General features: G+C 70.7%; 18 protein-coding genes. 8 read left to right on the forward strand and 10 right to left on the reverse strand.

The window, feature by feature from the left end:
• Positions 1-6: 6 nt before the first annotated feature.
• The 3 genes from pqqD to pqqB are packed head-to-tail and all read right to left on the reverse strand — an operon-like array spanning position 7 to position 1,945.
• Positions 7-276, reverse strand: coding sequence for a pyrroloquinoline quinone biosynthesis peptide chaperone PqqD (gene pqqD / locus C1M51_RS15275; RefSeq protein ID WP_129451111.1), 270 nt, complete (start codon positions 274-276; stop codon positions 7-9).
• Positions 273-1,016 carry a pyrroloquinoline-quinone synthase PqqC gene (pqqC, locus tag C1M51_RS15280; RefSeq protein ID WP_129451113.1) on the reverse strand — a complete coding sequence of 248 codons (744 nt, stop codon included), beginning with the start codon at positions 1,014-1,016 and terminating at the stop codon, positions 273-275. The genes pqqD and pqqC overlap by 4 nt, the downstream gene beginning before the upstream one ends.
• Positions 1,013-1,945: a pyrroloquinoline quinone biosynthesis protein PqqB gene (gene pqqB / locus C1M51_RS15285; RefSeq protein ID WP_129451115.1), complete on the reverse strand. Its 933-nt coding sequence runs from the start codon at positions 1,943-1,945 to the stop codon at positions 1,013-1,015. The genes pqqC and pqqB overlap by 4 nt, the downstream gene beginning before the upstream one ends.
• A gap of 355 nt (positions 1,946-2,300) precedes the next feature.
• Here pqqB and C1M51_RS15290 point away from each other — a divergent pair, with 355 nt between their 5' ends.
• On the forward strand, positions 2,301-3,227 hold the full coding sequence (locus tag C1M51_RS15290) for an alpha/beta fold hydrolase (RefSeq protein ID WP_165349705.1): 927 nt from the start codon (positions 2,301-2,303) through the stop codon (positions 3,225-3,227).
• A gap of 69 nt (positions 3,228-3,296) precedes the next feature.
• Here C1M51_RS15290 and C1M51_RS15295 read toward each other — a convergent pair whose 3' ends face one another.
• Positions 3,297-5,426 carry a sigma-54-dependent Fis family transcriptional regulator gene (locus C1M51_RS15295; RefSeq protein WP_129451119.1) on the reverse strand — a complete coding sequence of 710 codons (2,130 nt, stop codon included), beginning with the start codon at positions 5,424-5,426 and terminating at the stop codon, positions 3,297-3,299.
• 423 nt (positions 5,427-5,849) lie between these two features.
• On the opposite strand from C1M51_RS15295, the gene C1M51_RS15300 reads away from it, so the two are divergent.
• Genes C1M51_RS15300 through C1M51_RS15320 form a run of 5 tightly spaced genes read left to right on the forward strand, consistent with a single transcriptional unit; the run spans position 5,850 to position 10,187 of the window.
• On the forward strand, positions 5,850-6,326 hold the full coding sequence (locus C1M51_RS15300; protein WP_011830167.1) for a 4Fe-4S dicluster domain-containing protein: 477 nt from the start codon (positions 5,850-5,852) through the stop codon (positions 6,324-6,326).
• Positions 6,327-6,336: 10 nt separating this feature from the next.
• On the forward strand, positions 6,337-8,184 hold the full coding sequence (locus C1M51_RS15305; RefSeq protein ID WP_129451121.1) for an aldehyde ferredoxin oxidoreductase family protein: 1,848 nt from the start codon (positions 6,337-6,339) through the stop codon (positions 8,182-8,184).
• Entirely contained in the window at positions 8,181-9,605 is a 1,425-nt protein-coding gene (locus C1M51_RS15310) for an NAD(P)/FAD-dependent oxidoreductase (RefSeq protein ID WP_129451122.1), read from the forward strand. Before C1M51_RS15305 ends, C1M51_RS15310 begins: the two co-directional genes overlap by 4 nt.
• 25 nt (positions 9,606-9,630) lie before the next feature.
• Positions 9,631-9,885 (forward strand): MoaD/ThiS family protein, encoded by a 255-nt coding sequence (locus C1M51_RS15315; protein WP_011830164.1) that lies wholly within the window; start codon positions 9,631-9,633, stop codon positions 9,883-9,885.
• Entirely contained in the window at positions 9,885-10,187 is a 303-nt protein-coding gene (locus C1M51_RS15320) for a hypothetical protein (protein WP_129451124.1), read from the forward strand. The genes C1M51_RS15315 and C1M51_RS15320 overlap by 1 nt, the downstream gene beginning before the upstream one ends.
• Positions 10,188-10,205: 18 nt before the next feature.
• Here C1M51_RS15320 and C1M51_RS15325 read toward each other — a convergent pair whose 3' ends face one another.
• The 3 genes from C1M51_RS15325 to C1M51_RS15335 form a co-directional block, all read right to left on the reverse strand.
• Positions 10,206-11,639, reverse strand: coding sequence for an aldehyde dehydrogenase family protein (locus tag C1M51_RS15325; RefSeq protein ID WP_129451126.1), 1,434 nt, complete (start codon positions 11,637-11,639; stop codon positions 10,206-10,208).
• Positions 11,640-11,775: 136 nt separating this feature from the next.
• Positions 11,776-11,955, reverse strand: a complete 180-nt coding sequence (locus C1M51_RS15330; RefSeq protein ID WP_129451128.1) for a hypothetical protein — start codon at positions 11,953-11,955, stop codon at positions 11,776-11,778.
• 8 nt (positions 11,956-11,963) lie between these two features.
• Positions 11,964-12,740: a sulfite exporter TauE/SafE family protein gene (locus C1M51_RS15335; RefSeq protein WP_129451130.1), complete on the reverse strand. Its 777-nt coding sequence runs from the start codon at positions 12,738-12,740 to the stop codon at positions 11,964-11,966.
• A 44-nt stretch (positions 12,741-12,784) separates the two neighbouring features.
• Here C1M51_RS15335 and C1M51_RS15340 point away from each other — a divergent pair, with 44 nt between their 5' ends.
• Positions 12,785-13,714, forward strand: coding sequence for a LysR family transcriptional regulator (locus C1M51_RS15340; RefSeq protein WP_129451132.1), 930 nt, complete (start codon positions 12,785-12,787; stop codon positions 13,712-13,714).
• On the opposite strand, the gene C1M51_RS15345 is transcribed toward C1M51_RS15340, so the two are convergent.
• The 3 genes from C1M51_RS15345 to C1M51_RS15355 are packed head-to-tail and all read right to left on the reverse strand — an operon-like array spanning position 13,711 to position 16,677.
• Positions 13,711-14,706, reverse strand: a complete 996-nt coding sequence (locus tag C1M51_RS15345) for a cytochrome d ubiquinol oxidase subunit II (protein ID WP_129451134.1) — start codon at positions 14,704-14,706, stop codon at positions 13,711-13,713. The genes C1M51_RS15340 and C1M51_RS15345 overlap by 4 nt on opposite strands.
• On the reverse strand, positions 14,703-16,085 hold the full coding sequence (locus tag C1M51_RS15350) for a cytochrome ubiquinol oxidase subunit I (RefSeq protein ID WP_129451136.1): 1,383 nt from the start codon (positions 16,083-16,085) through the stop codon (positions 14,703-14,705). The genes C1M51_RS15345 and C1M51_RS15350 overlap by 4 nt, the downstream gene beginning before the upstream one ends.
• A gap of 34 nt (positions 16,086-16,119) precedes the next feature.
• On the reverse strand, positions 16,120-16,677 hold the full coding sequence (locus C1M51_RS15355) for a GbsR/MarR family transcriptional regulator (RefSeq protein WP_129451138.1): 558 nt from the start codon (positions 16,675-16,677) through the stop codon (positions 16,120-16,122).
• A 178-nt stretch (positions 16,678-16,855) separates the two neighbouring features.
• On the opposite strand from C1M51_RS15355, the gene coaBC reads away from it, so the two are divergent.
• Positions 16,856-18,100, forward strand: coding sequence for a bifunctional phosphopantothenoylcysteine decarboxylase/phosphopantothenate--cysteine ligase CoaBC (coaBC, locus tag C1M51_RS15360; RefSeq protein WP_129451140.1), 1,245 nt, complete (start codon positions 16,856-16,858; stop codon positions 18,098-18,100).
• Positions 18,101-18,104 lie beyond the last annotated feature (4 nt).

An 18,104-nucleotide genomic window follows, 5' to 3' on the forward strand; every position in this document is an offset into this window, starting at 1 on the left:
CCTGACTTACACGATCCAGTGTTGTTCGTAGGCGTGGCGCAGGAAATCCTCGACGTCGCCGCGCAGCCCCTCGGTGCTGAAGCTGCGCTCCAGATCGGCGGTGATGTCGAGCACGCTCGCCTGGCCGTCGCAGCGCTTGAGGATCTCGCTGGCCGGGCCGTTGAGCTTGACCAGGCCCTCGGGGTAGAGCAGCACCCAGCAGTCCTGCGCCGGCTCGAACTGCAGCCGGAACATCGGCGCGAGGCGCGGGTGGGCGGTGTCGGCGATCCCGCTCATGGTCGGCGCTCCTCGGGCAGGTCGTCGGGGTAGGCGCGCTCCACCGCGTCGAGCAGCGACCACAGCACGTCGAGCTTGAACTGCAGGATCTCGAGGGCGCGCTCCTGCTTCGCGCGGGTGTCGCCGAACGCGATGGCGACCTCCAGGCCGTGCTCCACGTCGCGCTGCGCGAGCGGGATGCGGCTGCGGAAATAGGCCAGGCCCTCGGCGGCGATCCAGGGGTACATGCTGGGCCAGCCGGCCAGCCGGTCGGCGTGGATCTTGGGCGCGAACATCTCGGTCAGCGAGGAGATCACGCCCTCGCGCCAGGGCGCGCGGCGCGCGAAGTTCACGTAGGCGTCGACCGCGAAGCGCACGCCGGGCTGCACGTGGCGGTGCGACCAGAGGTCCTCGCGGCTCAGGCCCACGGCCATGCCCAGGCGCGTCCAGGTCTCGATGCCGCCGGCCGTTTTTTCGGAGTACTGGCCCTCGTGATCGAGGTGGCCGTCGTGGTCGAGCATGCGCTCGATCCAGCGGCGCCGCGTCGCGCGGTCCTCGCAGTTGGCCATGACCGCGGCGTCCTTCATCGGGATCGCCTGCTGGTAGTAGAAGCGGTTGGCCACCCAGCCGCGCACCTGGAAGGGCTGCAGCGCGCCGCTGTTGAGCCGCTTGTTGAAGGGATGGTGGATGTGGTACCCGGACTCCTTGGCGCGCAGGCGCGCCTCGAACTCGGCGGGAGACCAGGGCAGGTCGGCGCTCAAAGAACAATCTCCATCCCATCGTGCGCCACCTCGATGCCGCGGCGCGCCAGTTCGGCGCGCTCGGCGCCGTAGTCGTCGAGGATGGGGTTGCTGTTGTTGATGTGGATCAGCAGCTTGCGGTGGGCGCCGGTGCGGTCGAGCGCGTCCATCATGCCGCCGCGCTGCGGCGAGCCGCTCTGCGGCAGGTGGCCCATGTCGGCGGCGAACTTGCTGCCCAGGCCGGCCTGCACCATCTCGTCCTCGGTCCAGAAGGTGCCGTCGACCAGCAGGCAGTCGGCGTCGCGCATCCACTGCAGCTCCACGTCGCCCACGTCGGCCAGGCCGGGCGCGTAGAACAGCCGCTTGCCGCTCATGCGGTCGGTGACCTCGAGCGCGATGTTGTCGCCCACCTTGGGGTCGTGGCGGTGTGGCGAATACGGCGGCGCCTTGCCCGGGATGGCGACGGCACGGAAGCGCAGCGTCTCGAAGCCGTCGACGCTGAACTCGGCCACGCGCTGCTCGCCGGCCACCGGCAGCATGTGCCAGTGCACGCCGCAGTAGTGGTCGAGCACGGTGAGGATGGGCAGGCCGGTGGTGAGGTCCTCGAACACGCAGGGCGTCACGTACAGCTCGATGGGTGGGCCCTCGCGCAGGCTGAGCAGGCCGGTCGCGTGGTCGATCTGCGCGTCCATCAGCACCACGGCCTTGATGGGGGAGTCGCGCAGGCCGTGCTTCGGGTGCAGCGCGGGTTGCACGCGCAGCTGCTGGCCGATGTCGGGCGAGGCGTTCAGCAGCACCCAGCGCTGGCCGTCGGGGGAGATGGCGATGGAACTCTGCGTGCGCGGCCGGATCAGCCGCGAGCCGTTGCGCGCGGCGGCGCACATCGCGCAGTTGCAGTTCCACTGCGGGCAACCGCCGCCTGCGCCGGAGCCCAGGACCAGCACCTTCATGGCGCACTCCGGCGTCTGTCGCGCCGCTCGCTCAACAACAACATCGGTCCCCTCGTCTTGTTCTGTCCAGCGCGGGATCGCGCACACTGCGAACCCATCCCTGAACGCTACTCGTGCCCCGAAGGCAACGCCAGTCGATCATGATTTTCTTCCGAGCGACGGATGGGGCCTTGCGTGTGCCGCGCAGGGCGTCCGTGTTACGGCGACGTGCTCGATGGTTGCCGCCATCGACGGTCGGAGGTTCGCGCAGGCCCGACGGCGGCCGCAACCCCGCATTGACCCTGTGAGCGGCCGCGGCGATCCGGGGCAAACCCTCGTCCCCGCGGCCTTGCCCGCCGGGGACTGGCTGGCGCCCGTGGACGGACACCGCGTCTGGTGGTGCGAGGGGGGCGACCCGGCCGGGCTGCCGGTGCTGATCGTGCACGGCGGCCCGGGCGGCGCCAGCCGCCTGGAGCCGACGCGCTGGTTCGACGGTCTGCCGGTGCGCTGGATCGCGCTCGACCAGCGCGGCTGCGGGCGCAGCGAGCCGCCCGGTCGAACGGACGGCAACGACCTGGGTGCGCTGCTCGACGACATGGAGCGCCTGCGCCGCCGCCTGGGCCTGGGGCGTTGGGCCGTGGCCGGCGGCTCCTGGGGCGCACGCGTGGCGCTGGCCTATGCCGCGCGGTGGCCGGAGGTGCTGCACGGGCTGCTGCTGCGCAGCCCCTTCCTCGGCACGGCCGCCGAGACGCGGCGCTACATCGCGCCGTGGCTGCCCTGGCTGGGCGCCGAGGGCCGGGCCTGGCTGGGCGAGCCGGCCGCGACGGCGGTGGCCGCGCTGTATCAGGCGGAGCCGGGGTTGCTCCACATTGGCGCATTGCGCGCCGCCGAGGCCCTGCAGGGCGACGAACGGGTGGCCCGCGCCTGGTCGGCCTACGACGATGCGCAATCGGCGCCGGGCGGGGTCCTGGCGAGCGGCGGGCGCTTCGACGCCGCCGCCTTGCCGGCCGCCACGCCGCAGATGATGGCGTCGTGGCGCGTGCACGCCCACTACGCCGCCGCGGGCTGGGGGCTGGCGCAGGCCGGGCCGGCCGGTGTGCCGGCGCTGAACAGCGGTGTGCCGGTCGGCCTGGTCTGGGGCGCGGCCGACGCGACCTGCGACCCGGCCGTGGCCCGGGCGCTGGCCGTGGCGCTGCCGGGGGCCCAAGCCGTGGAGGTGCCGGAGGCCGGTCACCGCATGAGCGACCCGCGGCTGGCGCCGGCCCTGCGGGCCGCCGCCCGCGACTGGGCGCTGCGGTGCTGAGCCCACTCCCTCTGTCGCTCGCGGGAGGGGCCGGGGTGAGGGCCGGCCGTCAGCGGCTCGGCATGCCCGTCATTCCGGCTCGCGCCAGCGCAGCTTGCGGTAGATGGTGTTGCGGCTGATGCCCAGGCGCTTGGAAGCGACCGAGATGTTGCCGTCGGCGGCGTCCACCGCGTGGCGGATCATCTCGCGCTCCAGCTCCTCGAGGGTCTTGCCGCTGCTGTCGATGCCGCTCGCCATCGCACGCACCACGCCCGGCGCGGACCCGCCGGGCGCCGCGGCGCCGGGGGCGGCCCGCAGCTGGGCCTCCTCGAGGAAGTCGTCCGACAGGTGCTCGCGGGTGATCACCGGCTCGCCGGCGGCCATCACCGCGGCGGTGTGCAGCACGTTGGCGAGCTGCCGCAGGTTGCCGGGCCAGTCGTAGCGCTGCAGCAGGGCCTCGACGTCCGGCGCCAGCATCAGCGGTGCGCCGGGCGCCTCGTCGGCGAGCAGCCGTCGCACCAGGGCCATCAGGTCGGAGCGCTCGCGCAGCGGCGGCAGCTTCACCGCCAGCCCGTTGAGCCGGTAGTAGAGGTCCTCGCGGATGCGGTGGGTGTCGATCAGGTCGCGCGGGTTGCGGTCGGTGGCGCCGATCAGTGCCAGGTCGACCTCCTGCGGCTGCAGCGCGCCCAGCGGCGTGACCTGGCGCTCCTGCAGCACGCGCAGCAGGCGGGCCTGCAGCCCGAGCGGCAGGCCGCCGATCTCGTCGAGGAACAGCGTGCCGCCGGAGGCCTGCACCAGCTTGCCGACCGCCCCCTTGCGCCGCGCGCCCGGGAACACGCCCTCGGCGTAGCCCAGCAGCTCGGCTTCGAGCTGCGCCTCGGGCGTGGAGGCGCACTGGACCGAGATGAAGGGCCGGTGCGCCCGCCGCGATTCGCGGTGGATGGCGCGTGCCAGCATCTCCTTGCCGCTGCCGGCCTCGCCGAGGATCAGCACCGGGATGTCGCGGTCGAGCACCCGGCGCAGCTTGGAGATCAGTGCCTCGATCTGCAGGTCGCCGGTCTGCAGGCGCGCGAAGGTGACTTCGGGTTCCGGGGGCGTTTCGGCCGGTGCACCGCCGTCGGCTGCCGGGGCCGACCGGGGGCTGCGGGTTGCGGCGTCGCGCGCGGTCGCGGCAGGCGACGTCGGGCCGACGTCCTCGGTTGCCGGCGTGGCAGGGGTGCCGTCGGCCGCCGCGTCGCGCAGGCCGCCGCCCGTGCCGGTCCACTGGCCGGGCCACAGCGGCCAGTTGCAGCGGGCCTGCACATGCACCGTCTGGCCATTGGGCAGCGCCATGCGCATCGGCGCGCCCATCAGCGCGCGGCCGCGGTCGACGATGGCACCGAGCGGCGTGCCCAGCAGGCTGGCCACCGTGTGCATGCGCAGCGCGGCGCCGCTCATGCCCAGCAGGTCGAGCGCGCTGCGGTTGGCGCCGAGCAGGCGGCCGTCGCGATCGATCGCCAGGATGCCTTCGAGCAGCGTGCCGATGAACTCCATGCGCGGATGGATGTGCAGACGGAGCGCGTCGCTGAAGTCGTCGTTCAGCCAGTGGTTCTCGATCATGCGCGCCGACATCTTCACCAGCCCCATGGTGTGCTGGTGGTAGCCGCGCCGGTCGCCCGACACGTCGAGCACGCCCAGGATGTTCCCGCGCGGGTCGAGGATGGGCGCGGCCTGGCAGGTCAGGAAGTGGTTGGCATGCATGAAGTGCTCGTCGGCATGCACCAGCACCGCGGTCTCGTCGACCAGCGCGGTGCCCATGCCGTTGGTGCCCTTGGTGCACTCGGCCCAGTTGACGCCGGGCGCCAGCGCCACCTTGCCGGCCTTCTCCAGGAAGTCTTCGTCGCCGATGGAGTGGAGGATGGTGCCCTGCGCGTCGGTCAGCACGACCATGCTCTGGGTCTTCACGATCTGGTCGAACAGCAGTTCCATCACCGGCGCGGCATGGGCGAACAGGCGGCGGTTGCGCTCGCGGGTGACCGTGAAGTCGGCGCGGCCGAGCGGCGTGTAGTCGGGCGCGCCGATGCGGCTCAGGCCCAGCGCGGCACAGCGCTCGTGGGATTCGTTGATCGACAGCACATGCTCGCCGTCGAGGGGCAGGGCGCTGGCGATCGGTCGCTGGGCCGCCTCTTCGCGGCGGCGGCGGCCCGTGCTCGGGGTGGGGTGCACGCTGGGGATCGACATCGAGGCCTTCCTTTCATGCCGCCATCGGCGGCCAGTGTCCCGGACGGGCGGCGACGCCTCGCCCGGAGAACGGATCAGCGCCAGATCGGGCGTGGGACTTCACATTCATTGTGATCCTGCTCGTCGTGGAAGATATGGAACTCGTGTTCAATTTCGACGCACGAGGCGATGGCGCGCGCGGCGACCCGGCGGGTCAGGCGGCCGGACCCGGCGACGCCCGGAAGCACTGAGCGATTGCTCCCACCTGCCGGTCGACTTGCTGCAGGGGAGCAATTGTTCTGCGCCGGATCAGGGTAAGCACCGGATATGAAGCGGGATGTTCAATCCAGAACATAGGCAGACTTGTTCCTAGCGCCGAGCGGAGGCTCGCTCGCGCGCAGGGGAATTCGATCCGATCACGAACCGCCAGCGGAGACGCCAGCCATGCAGAAGACCCTCCACCTTGACCCCGAGAAATGCACTGGCTGTCTGCAGTGCGAGATGGCCTGTTCCTTCGAGAACTACGCCGTCTACGCGCCGAGCAAGTCGCGTATCAAGGTGTTCGACTTCCATCACACCGGCCGCAAGGTGCCCTACACCTGCACCCAGTGCGACGAGGCGTGGTGCCTGCATGCCTGCCCGGTGGAGGCGATCACGATCGACGGCGCCACCGGCGCCAAGATCGTGAATGAGACCACCTGCGTGGGCTGCAAGGTCTGCACCATCAGCTGCCCGTTCGGCACCATCAACTACGTGCAGGAGACTGGCAAGGTCCAGAAATGCGACCTGTGCGGCGGCGAGCCGGCCTGTGCCGAAGCCTGCCCGACGGGCGCCATCACCTACGTCGACGCGAACTGGACCGGCCTGAACAAGATGCAGGCCTGGGCCGACAAGCTCGGCAACCAGAACGCAGCGGCTTGAGGAGAACACTATGTCTTGGGCTGGAAAGATCCTTCGCGTCAACCTCACCGCCGGCACCGTTTCCTCGGAGCCGCTGAACATGGAATGGGCGCGCGCCTACCTGGGCTCGCGCGGCCTGGCCACCAAGTACCTCGTCAGCGAGATCGACCCCAAGGTCGATCCGCTCGCGCCCGAGAACAAGATCATCTGGGCGACCGGCCCGCTGACCGGCACCATGGCCTCGACCGGCGGCCGCTACACCGTGGTCACCAAGGGCCCGCTGACCGGCGCGATCGCCTGCTCCAACTCGGGCGGCTACTGGGGCGCCGAGCTCAAGTTCTCGGGCTGGGACATGGTGATCTTCGAAGGCAAGTCGGCCAAGCCGGTCTACCTGTCGATCGAGGACGACAAGGCCGAGCTGCGTGACGCTTCCCACCTGTGGGGCAAGAGCGTCTGGCAGACCGAGGAGATCATCAAGAAGCAGCACCAGGACCCGCTGACCCGCGTGTCCAGCATCGGCCTGGCCGGCGAGAACGGCGTGCTGTACGCGGCGGTGGTGAACGACCTGCACCGCGCGGCCGGCCGCTCGGGCGTGGGCGCGGTGATGGGCTCGAAGAACCTGAAGGCCATCGCGGTGCGCGGCACCCAGGGCGTCGGCAACGTCGCGAACCCGAAGGAATTCATGAAGGTGACCTTCGAGAAGAAGAAGATCCTCGCCGACAACGCCGTCACCGGCCAGGGCCTGCCGACCTACGGCACCCAGGTGCTGATGAACGTGATCAACGAGATCGGCGCCTCGCCGACGCGCAACCACCGCGACGTGCAGTTCGAGGGCGCCAAGGACATCTCCGCCGAGGCGATGGCCACGCCGCGCAAGACCGACGGCAAGAAGCCGCTGGTCACCAACCAGGCCTGCTTCGGCTGCACCATCGCCTGCGGGCGCATCCAGAAGATCGACCAGAGCCACTTCTCGGTCGAGAACAAGCCGCAGTACTGGGGCGCCTCCGGCGGCCTGGAGTACGAGGCGGCCTGGGCGCTGGGCAACGCCAACGGCGTGAACGACCTCGACGCGCTGCAGTACGCCAACGTGCTGTGCAACGAGCAGGGCATGGACCCGATCTCCTTCGGCGCCACCATCGGCGCGGTGATGGAGCTCTACGAGATGGGCGTGCTGACCAAGGAGCAACTCGGCACCGACGCGCCGTTCGGCTCGGCGCGCGCCCTGGTGCACTTTGCCGAGATGACCGCGCAGGGCGTGGGCTTCGGCAAGGAGATCGGCCTGGGCTCGGCGCGGCTGACCGCGAAGTACGGCCACCCCGACCTGTCGATGAGCGTCAAGGGCCAGGAGTTCCCGGCCTACGACAGCCGCGGCATCCAGGGCATGGGCCTCGCGTATGCCACCTCCAACCGTGGCGCCTGCCACCTGCGCGGCTACACGGTCGCCTCGGAAGTGCTGGGCATCCCGGTCAAGACCGACCCGCTGGTCGCCGAGGGCAAGCCGGAGCTGGTGAAGGCCTTCCAGGACGCCACCGCCGCCTTCGACTCGGCCGGCATCTGCATCTTCACCAGCTTCGCCTGGGGCCTGGCCGACGTGCAGCCGCAGGTCGCGGCCGCCTGCGGCGAGGAGTTCACGCTGGAGAAGCTGAACGAGATCGGCGAGCGCGTGTGGAACATGGAGCGCGACTTCAACAACCAGGCCGGCTTCACCGCCAAGGACGACACGCTGCCCAAGCGCCTGCTGACCGAACCGGCGAAGACCGGCCCGGCCAAGGGCCTGGTGAACAAGCTGCCGGAGATGCTGCCGCAGTACTACGAGGTGCGCGGCTGGGACGCCGGCGGCCAGCTCAAGCCCGAGACACGCGCACGCCTGGGCCTATGAGACACGTGATCCTCGGCGCCGGCCCGGCCGGCGTCATCGCGGCCGAGACGCTGCGCAAGCACGCGCCGTACGACAGCATCACGATCGTCGGCGACGAGCCGGAACCGCCGTACTCGCGCATGGCGATTCCCTACCTGCTGATCGGCAAGGTGGGCGAGGACGGCACCTACCTGCGGCGCGATGCGGACCAGTTCCGCAAGCTCAATGTCACGGTGCTGCGCCAGCGCGCGACCCACGTCGACGCCGCCCGGCGCACGGTGACGCTGGACAACGGCAGCATCCTCGGCTTCGACAAGCTGCTGATCGCCACCGGCTCCAAGCCGGTGCGTCCGCCGATTCCCGGCATGGACCTGCCGGGCGTGCAGCCTTGCTGGACGCTGGAGAACGCACGCCACATCGCCGAGCTGGCGCAGCCGGGCGCCAAGGTGCTGCAGATGGGCGCCGGCTTCATCGGCTGCATCATCATGGAGGCTTTGGCGCTGCGCGGCGTGGAGCTGACCGTCGTGGAGATGGGCGACCGCATGGTGCCGCGCATGATGGGGCCGGCCGCCGGCAACATGATCAAGGCCTGGTGCGAGAAGAAGGGCGTGCGCGTGTTCACCGGCACCCGCGTCGAGGCGATCGAGGCGGCGCAGTCCGTCGTGGCTTTGCCGTCGGCGACGGCCCCGGCCCCGGCCTCGGCCGAGGGGGGCTTCATCGCCCGCGCCGCGGCGATGCTCGGCCTTGGCGGCAAGAGCCCGGCACCGCCCGCGCCCGAGTGGCGCGAAACGGCACCGGCGCCGCGCGGCAGCGCGATGAGCGTGCGGCTGTCGAACGGGCAGACCGTGGAGGCCGACCTGGTGATCAGCGCCACCGGCGTGAAGCCCAACGTCGCCTTCCTGAAGGACTCCGGCATCGAGTGCGGCCAGGGCGTGCTGGCCGACGAGCGCCTGCAGACCAACGTGCCGGGCATCTACACCGCCGGCGACTGCGCCGAGGCCTTCGACCTGGCGACGAAGGCGCGCGTGATCAGCGCGATCCAGCCCAACGCCGCCGACCAGGCCTACGTGGCCGCGATGAACATGCTCGAACGCGGCGCGGTGCTCAAGCGCGTGCCGCAGATCAACGTGCTCGACACGCTGGGCCTCATCTCGGCCAGCTTCGGCGACTGGCAGGGCGTGCCCGGCGGCCAGCAGGCGGAGCTCACCGACCGCGAGGGCTTCAAGCTGCTCAGCCTGCAGTTCGACGCCGACCGGCTGGTCGGCTGCAACAGCATCGGCTGGACCGAACATGTGGGCGTGATGCGCGGGCTGGTGGAGGGTCGCGTGCGGTTGGGCGAGTGGAAGGAGAAGCTGATCGCCGACCCGACGCGCCTGACCGAGGCCTACATTGCCCAGGGCCAGGCGCAGGCGCGCTGGGCCCAGGCCGGCGCGCACGTGTGAGCCGGTTCCGGGCGATGATCGCCGCATGAAGATCAGCTTCAAGCTCTACGCCACGCTCACCGACTACCTGCCTGCCGAGGCCCGCAGCGGCAACCGGGTGGAACTCGACATCGCGCCGTCGGCCACCATCGCGGACGTGATCGCGCCCTACGGCCTGCCGATGAAGCTGGTGCACCTGGTGCTCGTCAACGGTCACTACGTGGCGCCCGAGGACCGCGCCGCACGCACCTTCCAGGAAGGCGACGTGCTGGCGATCTGGCCGCCGATCGCCGGCGGCTGATGCAGGCTCACTATCCCCCGCGCTTCGAGCGCGAGATGGGCTGCACCGAGGCCGAATGGCTGGGCTGGCTGCCCGGCGCCTGCGGCGCGCAGGCCGCCGATCTTGCGGCGCTGGGGCAGGCCCGGGTGGACATCGGTGCAGGGCGGCTCGAGCTGCGCTGGGCGCCGCTGCCGGACCGACAGATCGCTTTGATGCGCCTGCCGCGGCTGGCGGTCCAGTTCAGCTTCACCGACGTCGACGAGGCCGACCGGCAGCGCTTCATGCGCTACTTCGACCTCTTCATGCAGCGCGGCGGCGGCTAGCCGCCCGCGCCGCACGCTTCAGGCGGCCTTGGGTGCGTAGCCGAGCACGGCCTTCACCTCGAGGAATTCGCCGAAGGCGTGATCGCCCCACTCGCGGCCGTTGCCCGACTGCTTGAAGCCGCCGAACGGCGCCTTGAAGTCCAGCGGCACGCTGTTGATGTTCACCTGCCCGGCGCGCAGGCGCGAGGCCACCTTGCGCGTGGCTTCCGGGTCGGTGCCCGACACGTAGGCCGCCAGGCCGTAGGGTGTGTCGTTGCCGATCTCGACCGCCTGGTCCACCGTGTCGTAGCCCAGGATGGTCAGCACCGGGCCGAAGATCTCCTCGCGCGCCACCGTCATCTGGTTGTTCACGTGGCCCAGCACCGTGGGCTTCACGTAGTAGCCGGTCTCCAGGCCCTTGGGCTTGCCCGGGCCGCCGGCCACCACCGTGGCGCCTTCCTCGATGCCCTTCTGGATCAGCGTCTGGATCTTGTCCCACTGCGTGGCCGAGATCACCGGGCCGAGGGCGGCGCCGCTGGCCGGGTCGCCCACCGTGGTGGCCTCGGCGGCCTCCTTGGCGATGGCCAGCGCCTCGGCGAGGCGCGCGTTCGGCACCAGCATGCGGGTGGGCGCGTTGCACGACTGGCCCGAGTTGAGCATCACGCCCTGCACGCCGGCGGTGATGGCGTGCTTGAAGTCGGCGTCGGGCAGGATGATGTTGGGCGACTTGCCGCCCAGTTCCTGGTGCACGCGCTTCACGGTCGGCGCGGCGTTGCGCGCCACCTCGACACCGGCACGCGTGGAGCCGGTGAACGAGACCATGTCGACGTCGGGGTGGCTGGAGAGTGCCGCGCCCACCGTCGGGCCATCGCCGTTGACCAGGTTGAACACCCCGGCCGGCACGCCGGCGGCGTGCAGGATCTCGGTCCACAGGTAGGCCGAGAACGGCGCGATCTCGGACGGCTTGAGCACCATGGTGCAGCCCACCGCCAGCGCCGGCGCCACCTTGCAGGCGATCTGGTTGACCGGCCAGTTCCATGGCGTGATGAAGCCGCACACGCCGATCGGCTCCTTGACCATCAGCGTGGTGTCGCGCAGCTCCTGGAACTTGTAGTTCTTCAGCACGTCGAGCGCGATCTGCAGGTGGGCGATGCCCATCGCCGCCTGGGCGTCCTTCGACAGCGCGACCGGCGCACCCATCTCCTCGGTGATGGCGGCGGCCATGTCGGCGTAGCGCTTCTTGTACTCGACGATGATGCGTTCGAGCAGCGCGGCGCGCTCGGCCACGCTGGTCTGCGAGTAGCTCGCGAAGGCCTTGCGCGCGGCCTTCACGGCGCGGTCCACGTCGGCGGCCGTGCCCATGGAGATGCGACCCGCCGAGGCTTCGGTGGCCGGGTTGACGACGTCGAGGCTCTTCGCCTTGACCGGGTCGACCCAGTGGCCGTCGATGTAGAACTTGAGGTAGTCGCGCATGCGGGCTTGCTCCAGGAAGGGAAGAAAGAACACCGGAAGGCGGCGGCGCGCCCCGATGACCAGGGCGCGATGTTCAAAGAACCGTGAACCGCCGTAGCCACCCGCGCGGGTAGTTTTTGTGACGCGAGTTCGAGCGTCATCCCGGTGCTGCGGGACGGGCCGGGTCGTCGGCGCGGTCCGCGGCAGCCGTGGGCCGTGGCGGCGGACGGACCATCGCGGCACGCGCCTCGTCCAGCAATTCCAGCAGTTCGAGCGCCAGCCGGTAGGCCTGCTCCAGGGCCTCGGCCCGCGCTCGCTCGCTGTCGTGCGTCGGCATCGCGGGGCCTAGTTCGTGCGGCCCAGCAGGGCGGCGCCGAGCAGCACGAACATGCCGTAGAGCGCGCGCTGGAAGGCGGCCGCCGGCAGGCGCCGTCGCAGCCGGGTGCCGGCCCACAGGCCGGCGAACGCGGTGAGCAGCGCCACGCCGCAGTCCTCCGCGTCCGGCGTGGCGGCCTGCGGGGCCGCCTGCCACAGCACGAGGGCCAGCGCGACGGTGGCCAGCGTGAAGCTGAGGCCCAGCGCCTGGACCAGTTCGTCGCGGTCCATCCGCAGCGACTGCAGGTAGGGCACCATCGGCAGCACGAACACGCCGGTGGCTGCGGTCAGCAGGCCCGACACGGCGCCGGCCAGCGCGCCCAGCCAGTGCTCGTGCCGCGGCGCCGGGCGCGGCAGCGCAGGCCGGAGCAGGCCCCACGCACCGTACAGCAGCAGCACGGCGCCGAGCGCGAGCCGCGGCCCGCGGCCCGCGCCGGCGAGGCTGGGCAGGGGGCTGAAGGCGGTGAAGAGCAGCAGGCCCGCCCACATCGGCCAGAGCCGGCGGCACAGCGCGCGCCAGCGCGGGCCGGCGCACTGCGCCAGGTTCGTGGCAAGCGAGGGCCACACCATCAGGGCGGCCGCGGCGGCCGGTGGCATCACCAGCCCCAGCAGCGCCATCGAGACGGTGGGCAGGCCCATGCCCGACACGCCCTTGACCGCGCCCGCCAGCGCGAAGATGGTGCCGAGGGTGGCGAGCCGGGCGATGTCCATGCCGGCATGGTCGCGGCGCGGCGTCGGGGCGTCCATCGCGCACCGGCGCAGCTATCCTTCGGCAACCGCGAAGGATGACGATGCCCCCGTCCCGCCCCCTCGCTCGCCCGCGCGGCGTTGCCGGCTTCCGCATCGACCCGTTCGACCTGCGCCTGTTCGGCGCGGTCGCCGAGGCCGGCTCGATCACCGCGGGCGCGCGCGAGATGCACCTGTCGCTGTCGGCGGCGAGCGCGCGCCTGCAGAACCTCGAGCACGCCCTCGGCGCGGCGCTGCTGGTGCGGTCGAAGCAGGGTGTGGTGCCGACCGATGCAGGCCGCACGCTGCGCCGGCATGCCGGGCGGCTGCAGCGCGACATGGAGGCCCTGCACGCCGAGATGTCGGCCCACGCCCATGGGGTGCGCAGCAGCGTGCGCGTGCTGTGCAACACGGCGGCGATGACCGAGTACCTGCCGGCGCTGCTGGGGCGCTTTCTGGTCGCCCATCCGGACATCGACGTCGACCTGCGCGAACTCGGCAGTCCGGACGTGCTGCGGACGATGCGGCAGGAGCACGCCGACATCGGCATCGTGGCGGACTACGTCGACACCGAAGGCTTGAACACGCGCGTGTTCCGCGAGGATCGCCTGGTGGTCCTGCAACCGATGCAGGGTGGCAGGGCGGGGCGGCGTGCGCTGCGTTTCGCCGACGTGATCGACCGGCCCTTCGTCGGACTGCCCGCCGAGAGCGGGCTGAGCCGCTTCCTGCAGGCTCAGGCGCTGCGCCAGGGGCGCGGGCTGCACCACCGCGTGCGCGTGCGCAGCCTGGACGCGGTGGCCGCGCTGGTGGCCGACGGCGCCGGCATCGCCGTGGTGCCGGCCGTGGCCGCCGCGCGGCTGGCGAGCGCACGCATCACGGTGCGGCCGCTGGTGGATGCCTGGGCGACGCGCCGGCTGCTGCTGTGCACCGCCGTCGATGCCGAACCGGGCGCCGGCGCGGTCGCGCTGTTGCGCTTTCTCTCGGAAGCGTCCTAGCCGTAGCGCAGCTCGGTGGCCTTGCCCCAGAACACGCGGTAGGAGAACACGGTGTAGGCCGCGATCGCCGGCACCGAGATGCACACGCCGATCAGGATGACCTTCAGCGCCGCCGGGCTGCTGGCGGCCTGCCAGATCGTCAGCTGGTCGATCACGACGAAGGGATAGATGCTGTAGGCCAGCCCGAGGAAGCCGAACACGAAGACCGCGATCAGCAGCACGAAGGGCAGCCAGCACAGTTCCTTGCGGACGATGGGCCGGTCGAGCACCAGGCGGGCGGCCACCAACGCGATGGCGGTGGTGAGCGGAATGGCCGACAGCGCGATGATGGCCGGCAGTTCGAACCAGCGCTGGCGCACCGTCGCGCTGATCCACGGCGTGGACAGCGAGATCAGCACCATGCCGACCACCACCGGCCACCACGCCAGCTTGGCCCAGCGGATGGCCTTGCGTTGCAGCTCACCCTCGGTCTTCATGATCAGCCAGGCCGCGCCGAGCAGCACGTAGGCCGCCGGCAGCGCGAGCGCGATCGCGGCGGCGAACACCGGGTAGTTCCAGCCCGAGCCGAAGCCGCTGATGTAGCGCCCGAGCATCCAGCCCTGCGACATCGATGCCAGCAGCGAGCCGGCGAAGAACAGCCGGTCCCAGGTGGCCTTGTGCACGTCCTTGGCCTTGACGCGGAAGTCGAAGGCCACGCCGCGCAGCATCAGGCCGATCAGCATCAGCGTGACGGGCAGGTAGAGCTGCGTGAGGACCAGGCCGTGCGCCTTGGGGAAGGCGATCAGCAGGATGCCGATGCCCAGCACCAGCCAGGTCTCGTTGGCGTCCCAGAACGGACCGATCGAGGCGATCAGCACGTCCTTCTCGGTGGCGTTGGCGCGCGGCATCAGCAGGCCGACCCCCAGGTCGTAGCCATCGCTGATGACGTAGACGAGCATCGAGACGCCCATCAGCGCCATGAAGATCAGAGGCAGGGATTGATCGAACGTCATGTGGCACTCCCCTTCGCCAGCGCGGCCGCGGCGCGGCCTTCCGCGCGTTCCAGCGCATCGGGCTCGATCACGTCCTCGAGCTTCTCGGCCATGTACTTGAGCACGCTGACGTAGGCCACGATCAGCGCAAGGTAGAGCGTCACGTACATCGCGAAGCTGAGCGCGATCATCGAGGACGGCACGGTGGTCGCCGCCACGTCGGCGGTGCGCAGCAGGCCGTGGATGATGAAGGGCTGGCGACCGATCTCGGTCACGTACCAGCCGGCCACGGTGGCGACCCAGCCCGAGAAGCTCATGCCCGCCAGCACCCACAACAGCCTGCGCGACAGGCGCTGCGGCGCCCAGCCGACGCGGCGGCCCATCCACCAGCCGACCCAGCTCACCAGCAGCATCAGCACGCCCATGCCGACCATCACGCGGAAGGCGAAGAACAGCGGCGCGGCAGGCGGGTGGGCATCGGGGAAGTCGTTCAGGCCCTTGATCTCGCCGTCGGCGTCGTGGGTGAGGATCAGGCTCGCCATCTTGGGGATAGCGATCTCGAAGCGGTTGGTGCGGGCCTGGTCGTCGGGCACCGCGAACAGCAGCAGCGGCGCGCCGCGCTCGGTCTCCCACACGCCCTCCATCGCCGCGATCTTCTGCGGCTGGTGCTTCAGGGTGTTGAGGCCGTGCAGGTCACCGACGAAGATCTGCACCGGGATCAGCAGCGCCGCGACGGTGAGCCCGACGCGCATCACCTTGGGTGCCGAGCGCTCAGCCTGGCCGCGCAGCAGCTGCCAGGCGCTCAGCCCGGCCATCAGGAAGGCACAGGTCAGGCCCGAGGCCAGCAGCATGTGGGTGAAGCGGTAGGGGAAGGACGGGTTGAACAGCACCTCGGCCCAGCTCTTGACGTGGAACACGCCGTCGATCACCTCATGGCCCGCGGGCGTCTGCATCCAGGAGTTCAGCGCGAGGATCCAGAACGCGCTGACGGTGGTGCCGAAGGCGACGAAGAAGCTGGCCATCATGTGGATGCGCTCGCTGACGCGGCCGTGGCCGAATAGCATCACGCCCAGGAAGCCGGCCTCGAGGAAGAAGGCGGTGAGCACCTCGTAGCCGAGCAGCGGGCCGGCCACGTTGCCGGCCTTCTCCATGAAGCCGGGCCAGTTGGTGCCGAACTGGAAGCTCATGGTGATGCCGCTCACCACGCCGAGCGCGAAGCTCAGCGCGAACACCTTGGTCCAGAAGCGGTAGGCGGCGAGCCAGGCGCCGTCGTGCGTGCGCAGCCAGCGCCAGCGGAAGAACATCAGCAGCCAGCCCAGCGCGATGGTGATCGTGGGGAACAGGATGTGGAAGGTGATGTTGGCGGCGAACTGCGCGCGCGCGAGGATCAGCGGGTCCATGCGGTCGATCCTTTCAGATCAGGGGCGATGCGGCTCAGGCGGCAGGTGTGCCGGGCTTCGCCTTGCGGGCGAACTCCAGCAGCCGCTGAACTTTAGAGCCCATCTTCATCAGCTGGGAGAGGGTTTTCGCATCGAGCTTCTGGACGTCGTCGAACCAGGTGCTCATCAGCTCGATGAGTTCGTGCATGCCGCGCAGGCGCTGCTGCGCGATGCGGTCGGCCTCGCTGGTGGGTGTCTCGAGCAGCGCACTGCGCAGCATCGTCAGCGTGGGTTCGATCTCGCGGCGCCGGCGCTCCTCGGCGAGCGTGCGGAAGATCTCCCAGGCGTCGGTCGGGGCCTCGAAGTACTCACGCCGGTCACCGGGCAGGTGGCGCAGCCGGACCAGCCGCCAGGCCTGCAGTTCCTTCAGCCCCATGCTGACGTTCGAGCGCGAGAACGCCAGTTGCTCGGCGATGTCGTCCGCATTCAGCGGCGTCGGCGACACGAAGATCAGCGCGTAGATCTGTCCCACCGTGCGGTTGATGCCCCAGCGACTGCCCATCTCGCCGAAGTGCGAGACGAAGCTGTGGACGAGAGGGGAGAGCGTGCTCATGCAGTGGGGATGGAAGGTGATCGGATTCTAGTTGAATTTTCAGTAATTACTGAAAATTCAGATTGAACCGAAGGGGGCGGCGAGCCTGTGCCCGCGCGGGAGCGGCGGCGCCGGGCGGCCGCGATAATCGCGCCCATCCGGCGGCTCGACGAGCGGCCTCGACGACGAAAGCCTCACGATGACCGATCGCCCCGAGCCTGGCGGTGACCTCGCGAACCGGCGCCTCGTGCTGGGACTGAGCGGGGGCGTGGCCTGCTACAAGGCGGCCGAGTTGCTGCGCTTGCTGGTCAAGGCCGGCGCCAGCGTGCGGGTGGTGATGACCGATGCCGCGCAGCAGTTCATCACGCCGGTCACGATGCAGGCACTGTCGGGCCAGCCGGTGCTGACCTGCCAGTGGGACGCCGGCGAGCCGAACAACATGGCGCACATCAACCTCACGCGCGATGCCGACGCGGTGATCGTCGCGCCGGCCAGTGCCGACCTGATGGCCAAGCTGGCCCAGGGCCGGGCCGACGAACTGCTGAGCCTGCTGTGCCTGGCGCGGCCCATCGCCCGCTGCCCGCTGCTGCTGGCGCCGGCCATGAACCGCGAGATGTGGTCGCACCCGGCCACCCAGCGCAACCTGGCGCAGCTGCGGGCCGATGGCGCGACGGTGCTCGGGCCGGCGAGTGGCGACCAGGCCTGTGGTGAGGTCGGCGACGGCCGCATGCTCGAGGCCGCTGAACTGTTCGAGGACATCGTGGCGCAGCTCGCGCCCAAGCCGCTGGCTGGCGAGCGCGTGCTGATCACCGCCGGGCCGACCTTCGAGGCGATCGACCCGGTGCGCGGGCTCACCAACCGTTCCAGCGGCAAGATGGGTTTTGCGCTGGCGCGGGCCGCGCGCGAGGCCGGTGCCGAGGTCACGCTGGTGGCCGGGCCGGTGCACCTGCCCACGCCGCGCGGCGTGCGGCGCATCGATGTGCAGAGTGCCGAGCAGATGCTCGCCGCCGTGCTGCCGCTGGCGGCGACGCACGGCATCTTCGTCGCCACCGCCGCGGTCGCCGACTGGCGACCGGCGCGGCTGGCCGAGCACAAGATCAAGAAGGACGGCAAGAAGCAGGCGCCGAGCTTCGAGCTGACCGAGAACGCCGACATCCTCGCGACCGTGGCGGCGCTGCCGAAGCCGCCGTACTGCGTCGGCTTCGCGGCCGAGAGCGAGCAGCTTGCCGTGCACGCGCGGGCCAAGCTCGAGCGCAAGAAGCTGCCGCTGGTGGTGGGCAACCTCGGGCCGGCCACCTTCGGCCGCGACGACAACGCGCTGCTGCTGGTCGACGCGCGCGGTGAACAGCCGCTGCCGGCCGACGGCGGCACGGCCGACAAGCTCACGCTGGCGCGCGCGCTGGTGGCGGAGATCGCGCGGCGCCGCGCCACCTCGAACACCTGAACCC

The organism is Methylibium sp. Pch-M (genome assembly GCF_004136295.1).
Lineage (GTDB): Bacteria > Pseudomonadota > Gammaproteobacteria > Burkholderiales > Burkholderiaceae_C > Methylibium > Methylibium petroleiphilum.

Bases quoted from the DNA above. Each gene is read 5' to 3' on its own strand.
- coaBC (WP_129451140.1), top strand. From the start codon at position 16,856: ATGACCGATCGCCCCGAGCCTGGCGGTGACCTCGCGAACCGGCGCCTC.
- C1M51_RS15330 (WP_129451128.1), bottom strand. From the start codon at position 11,955: ATGCCGACGCACGACAGCGAGCGAGCGCGGGCCGAGGCCCTGGAGCAG.
- C1M51_RS15325 (WP_129451126.1), bottom strand. From the start codon at position 11,639: ATGCGCGACTACCTCAAGTTCTACATCGACGGCCACTGGGTCGACCCG.
- C1M51_RS15305 (WP_129451121.1), top strand. From the start codon at position 6,337: ATGTCTTGGGCTGGAAAGATCCTTCGCGTCAACCTCACCGCCGGCACC.
- C1M51_RS15340 (WP_129451132.1), top strand. From the start codon at position 12,785: ATGCCCCCGTCCCGCCCCCTCGCTCGCCCGCGCGGCGTTGCCGGCTTC.
- C1M51_RS15315 (WP_011830164.1), top strand. From the start codon at position 9,631: ATGAAGATCAGCTTCAAGCTCTACGCCACGCTCACCGACTACCTGCCT.
- C1M51_RS15335 (WP_129451130.1), bottom strand. From the start codon at position 12,740: ATGGACGCCCCGACGCCGCGCCGCGACCATGCCGGCATGGACATCGCC.
- pqqB (WP_129451115.1), bottom strand. From the start codon at position 1,945: ATGAAGGTGCTGGTCCTGGGCTCCGGCGCAGGCGGCGGTTGCCCGCAG.
- C1M51_RS15300 (WP_011830167.1), top strand. From the start codon at position 5,850: ATGCAGAAGACCCTCCACCTTGACCCCGAGAAATGCACTGGCTGTCTG.
- C1M51_RS15320 (WP_129451124.1), top strand. From the start codon at position 9,885: ATGCAGGCTCACTATCCCCCGCGCTTCGAGCGCGAGATGGGCTGCACC.
- C1M51_RS15355 (WP_129451138.1), bottom strand. From the start codon at position 16,677: ATGAGCACGCTCTCCCCTCTCGTCCACAGCTTCGTCTCGCACTTCGGC.
- C1M51_RS15345 (WP_129451134.1), bottom strand. From the start codon at position 14,706: ATGACGTTCGATCAATCCCTGCCTCTGATCTTCATGGCGCTGATGGGC.
- C1M51_RS15295 (WP_129451119.1), bottom strand. From the start codon at position 5,426: ATGTCGATCCCCAGCGTGCACCCCACCCCGAGCACGGGCCGCCGCCGC.
- C1M51_RS15350 (WP_129451136.1), bottom strand. From the start codon at position 16,085: ATGGACCCGCTGATCCTCGCGCGCGCGCAGTTCGCCGCCAACATCACC.
- pqqD (WP_129451111.1), bottom strand. From the start codon at position 276: ATGAGCGGGATCGCCGACACCGCCCACCCGCGCCTCGCGCCGATGTTC.
- C1M51_RS15310 (WP_129451122.1), top strand. From the start codon at position 8,181: ATGAGACACGTGATCCTCGGCGCCGGCCCGGCCGGCGTCATCGCGGCC.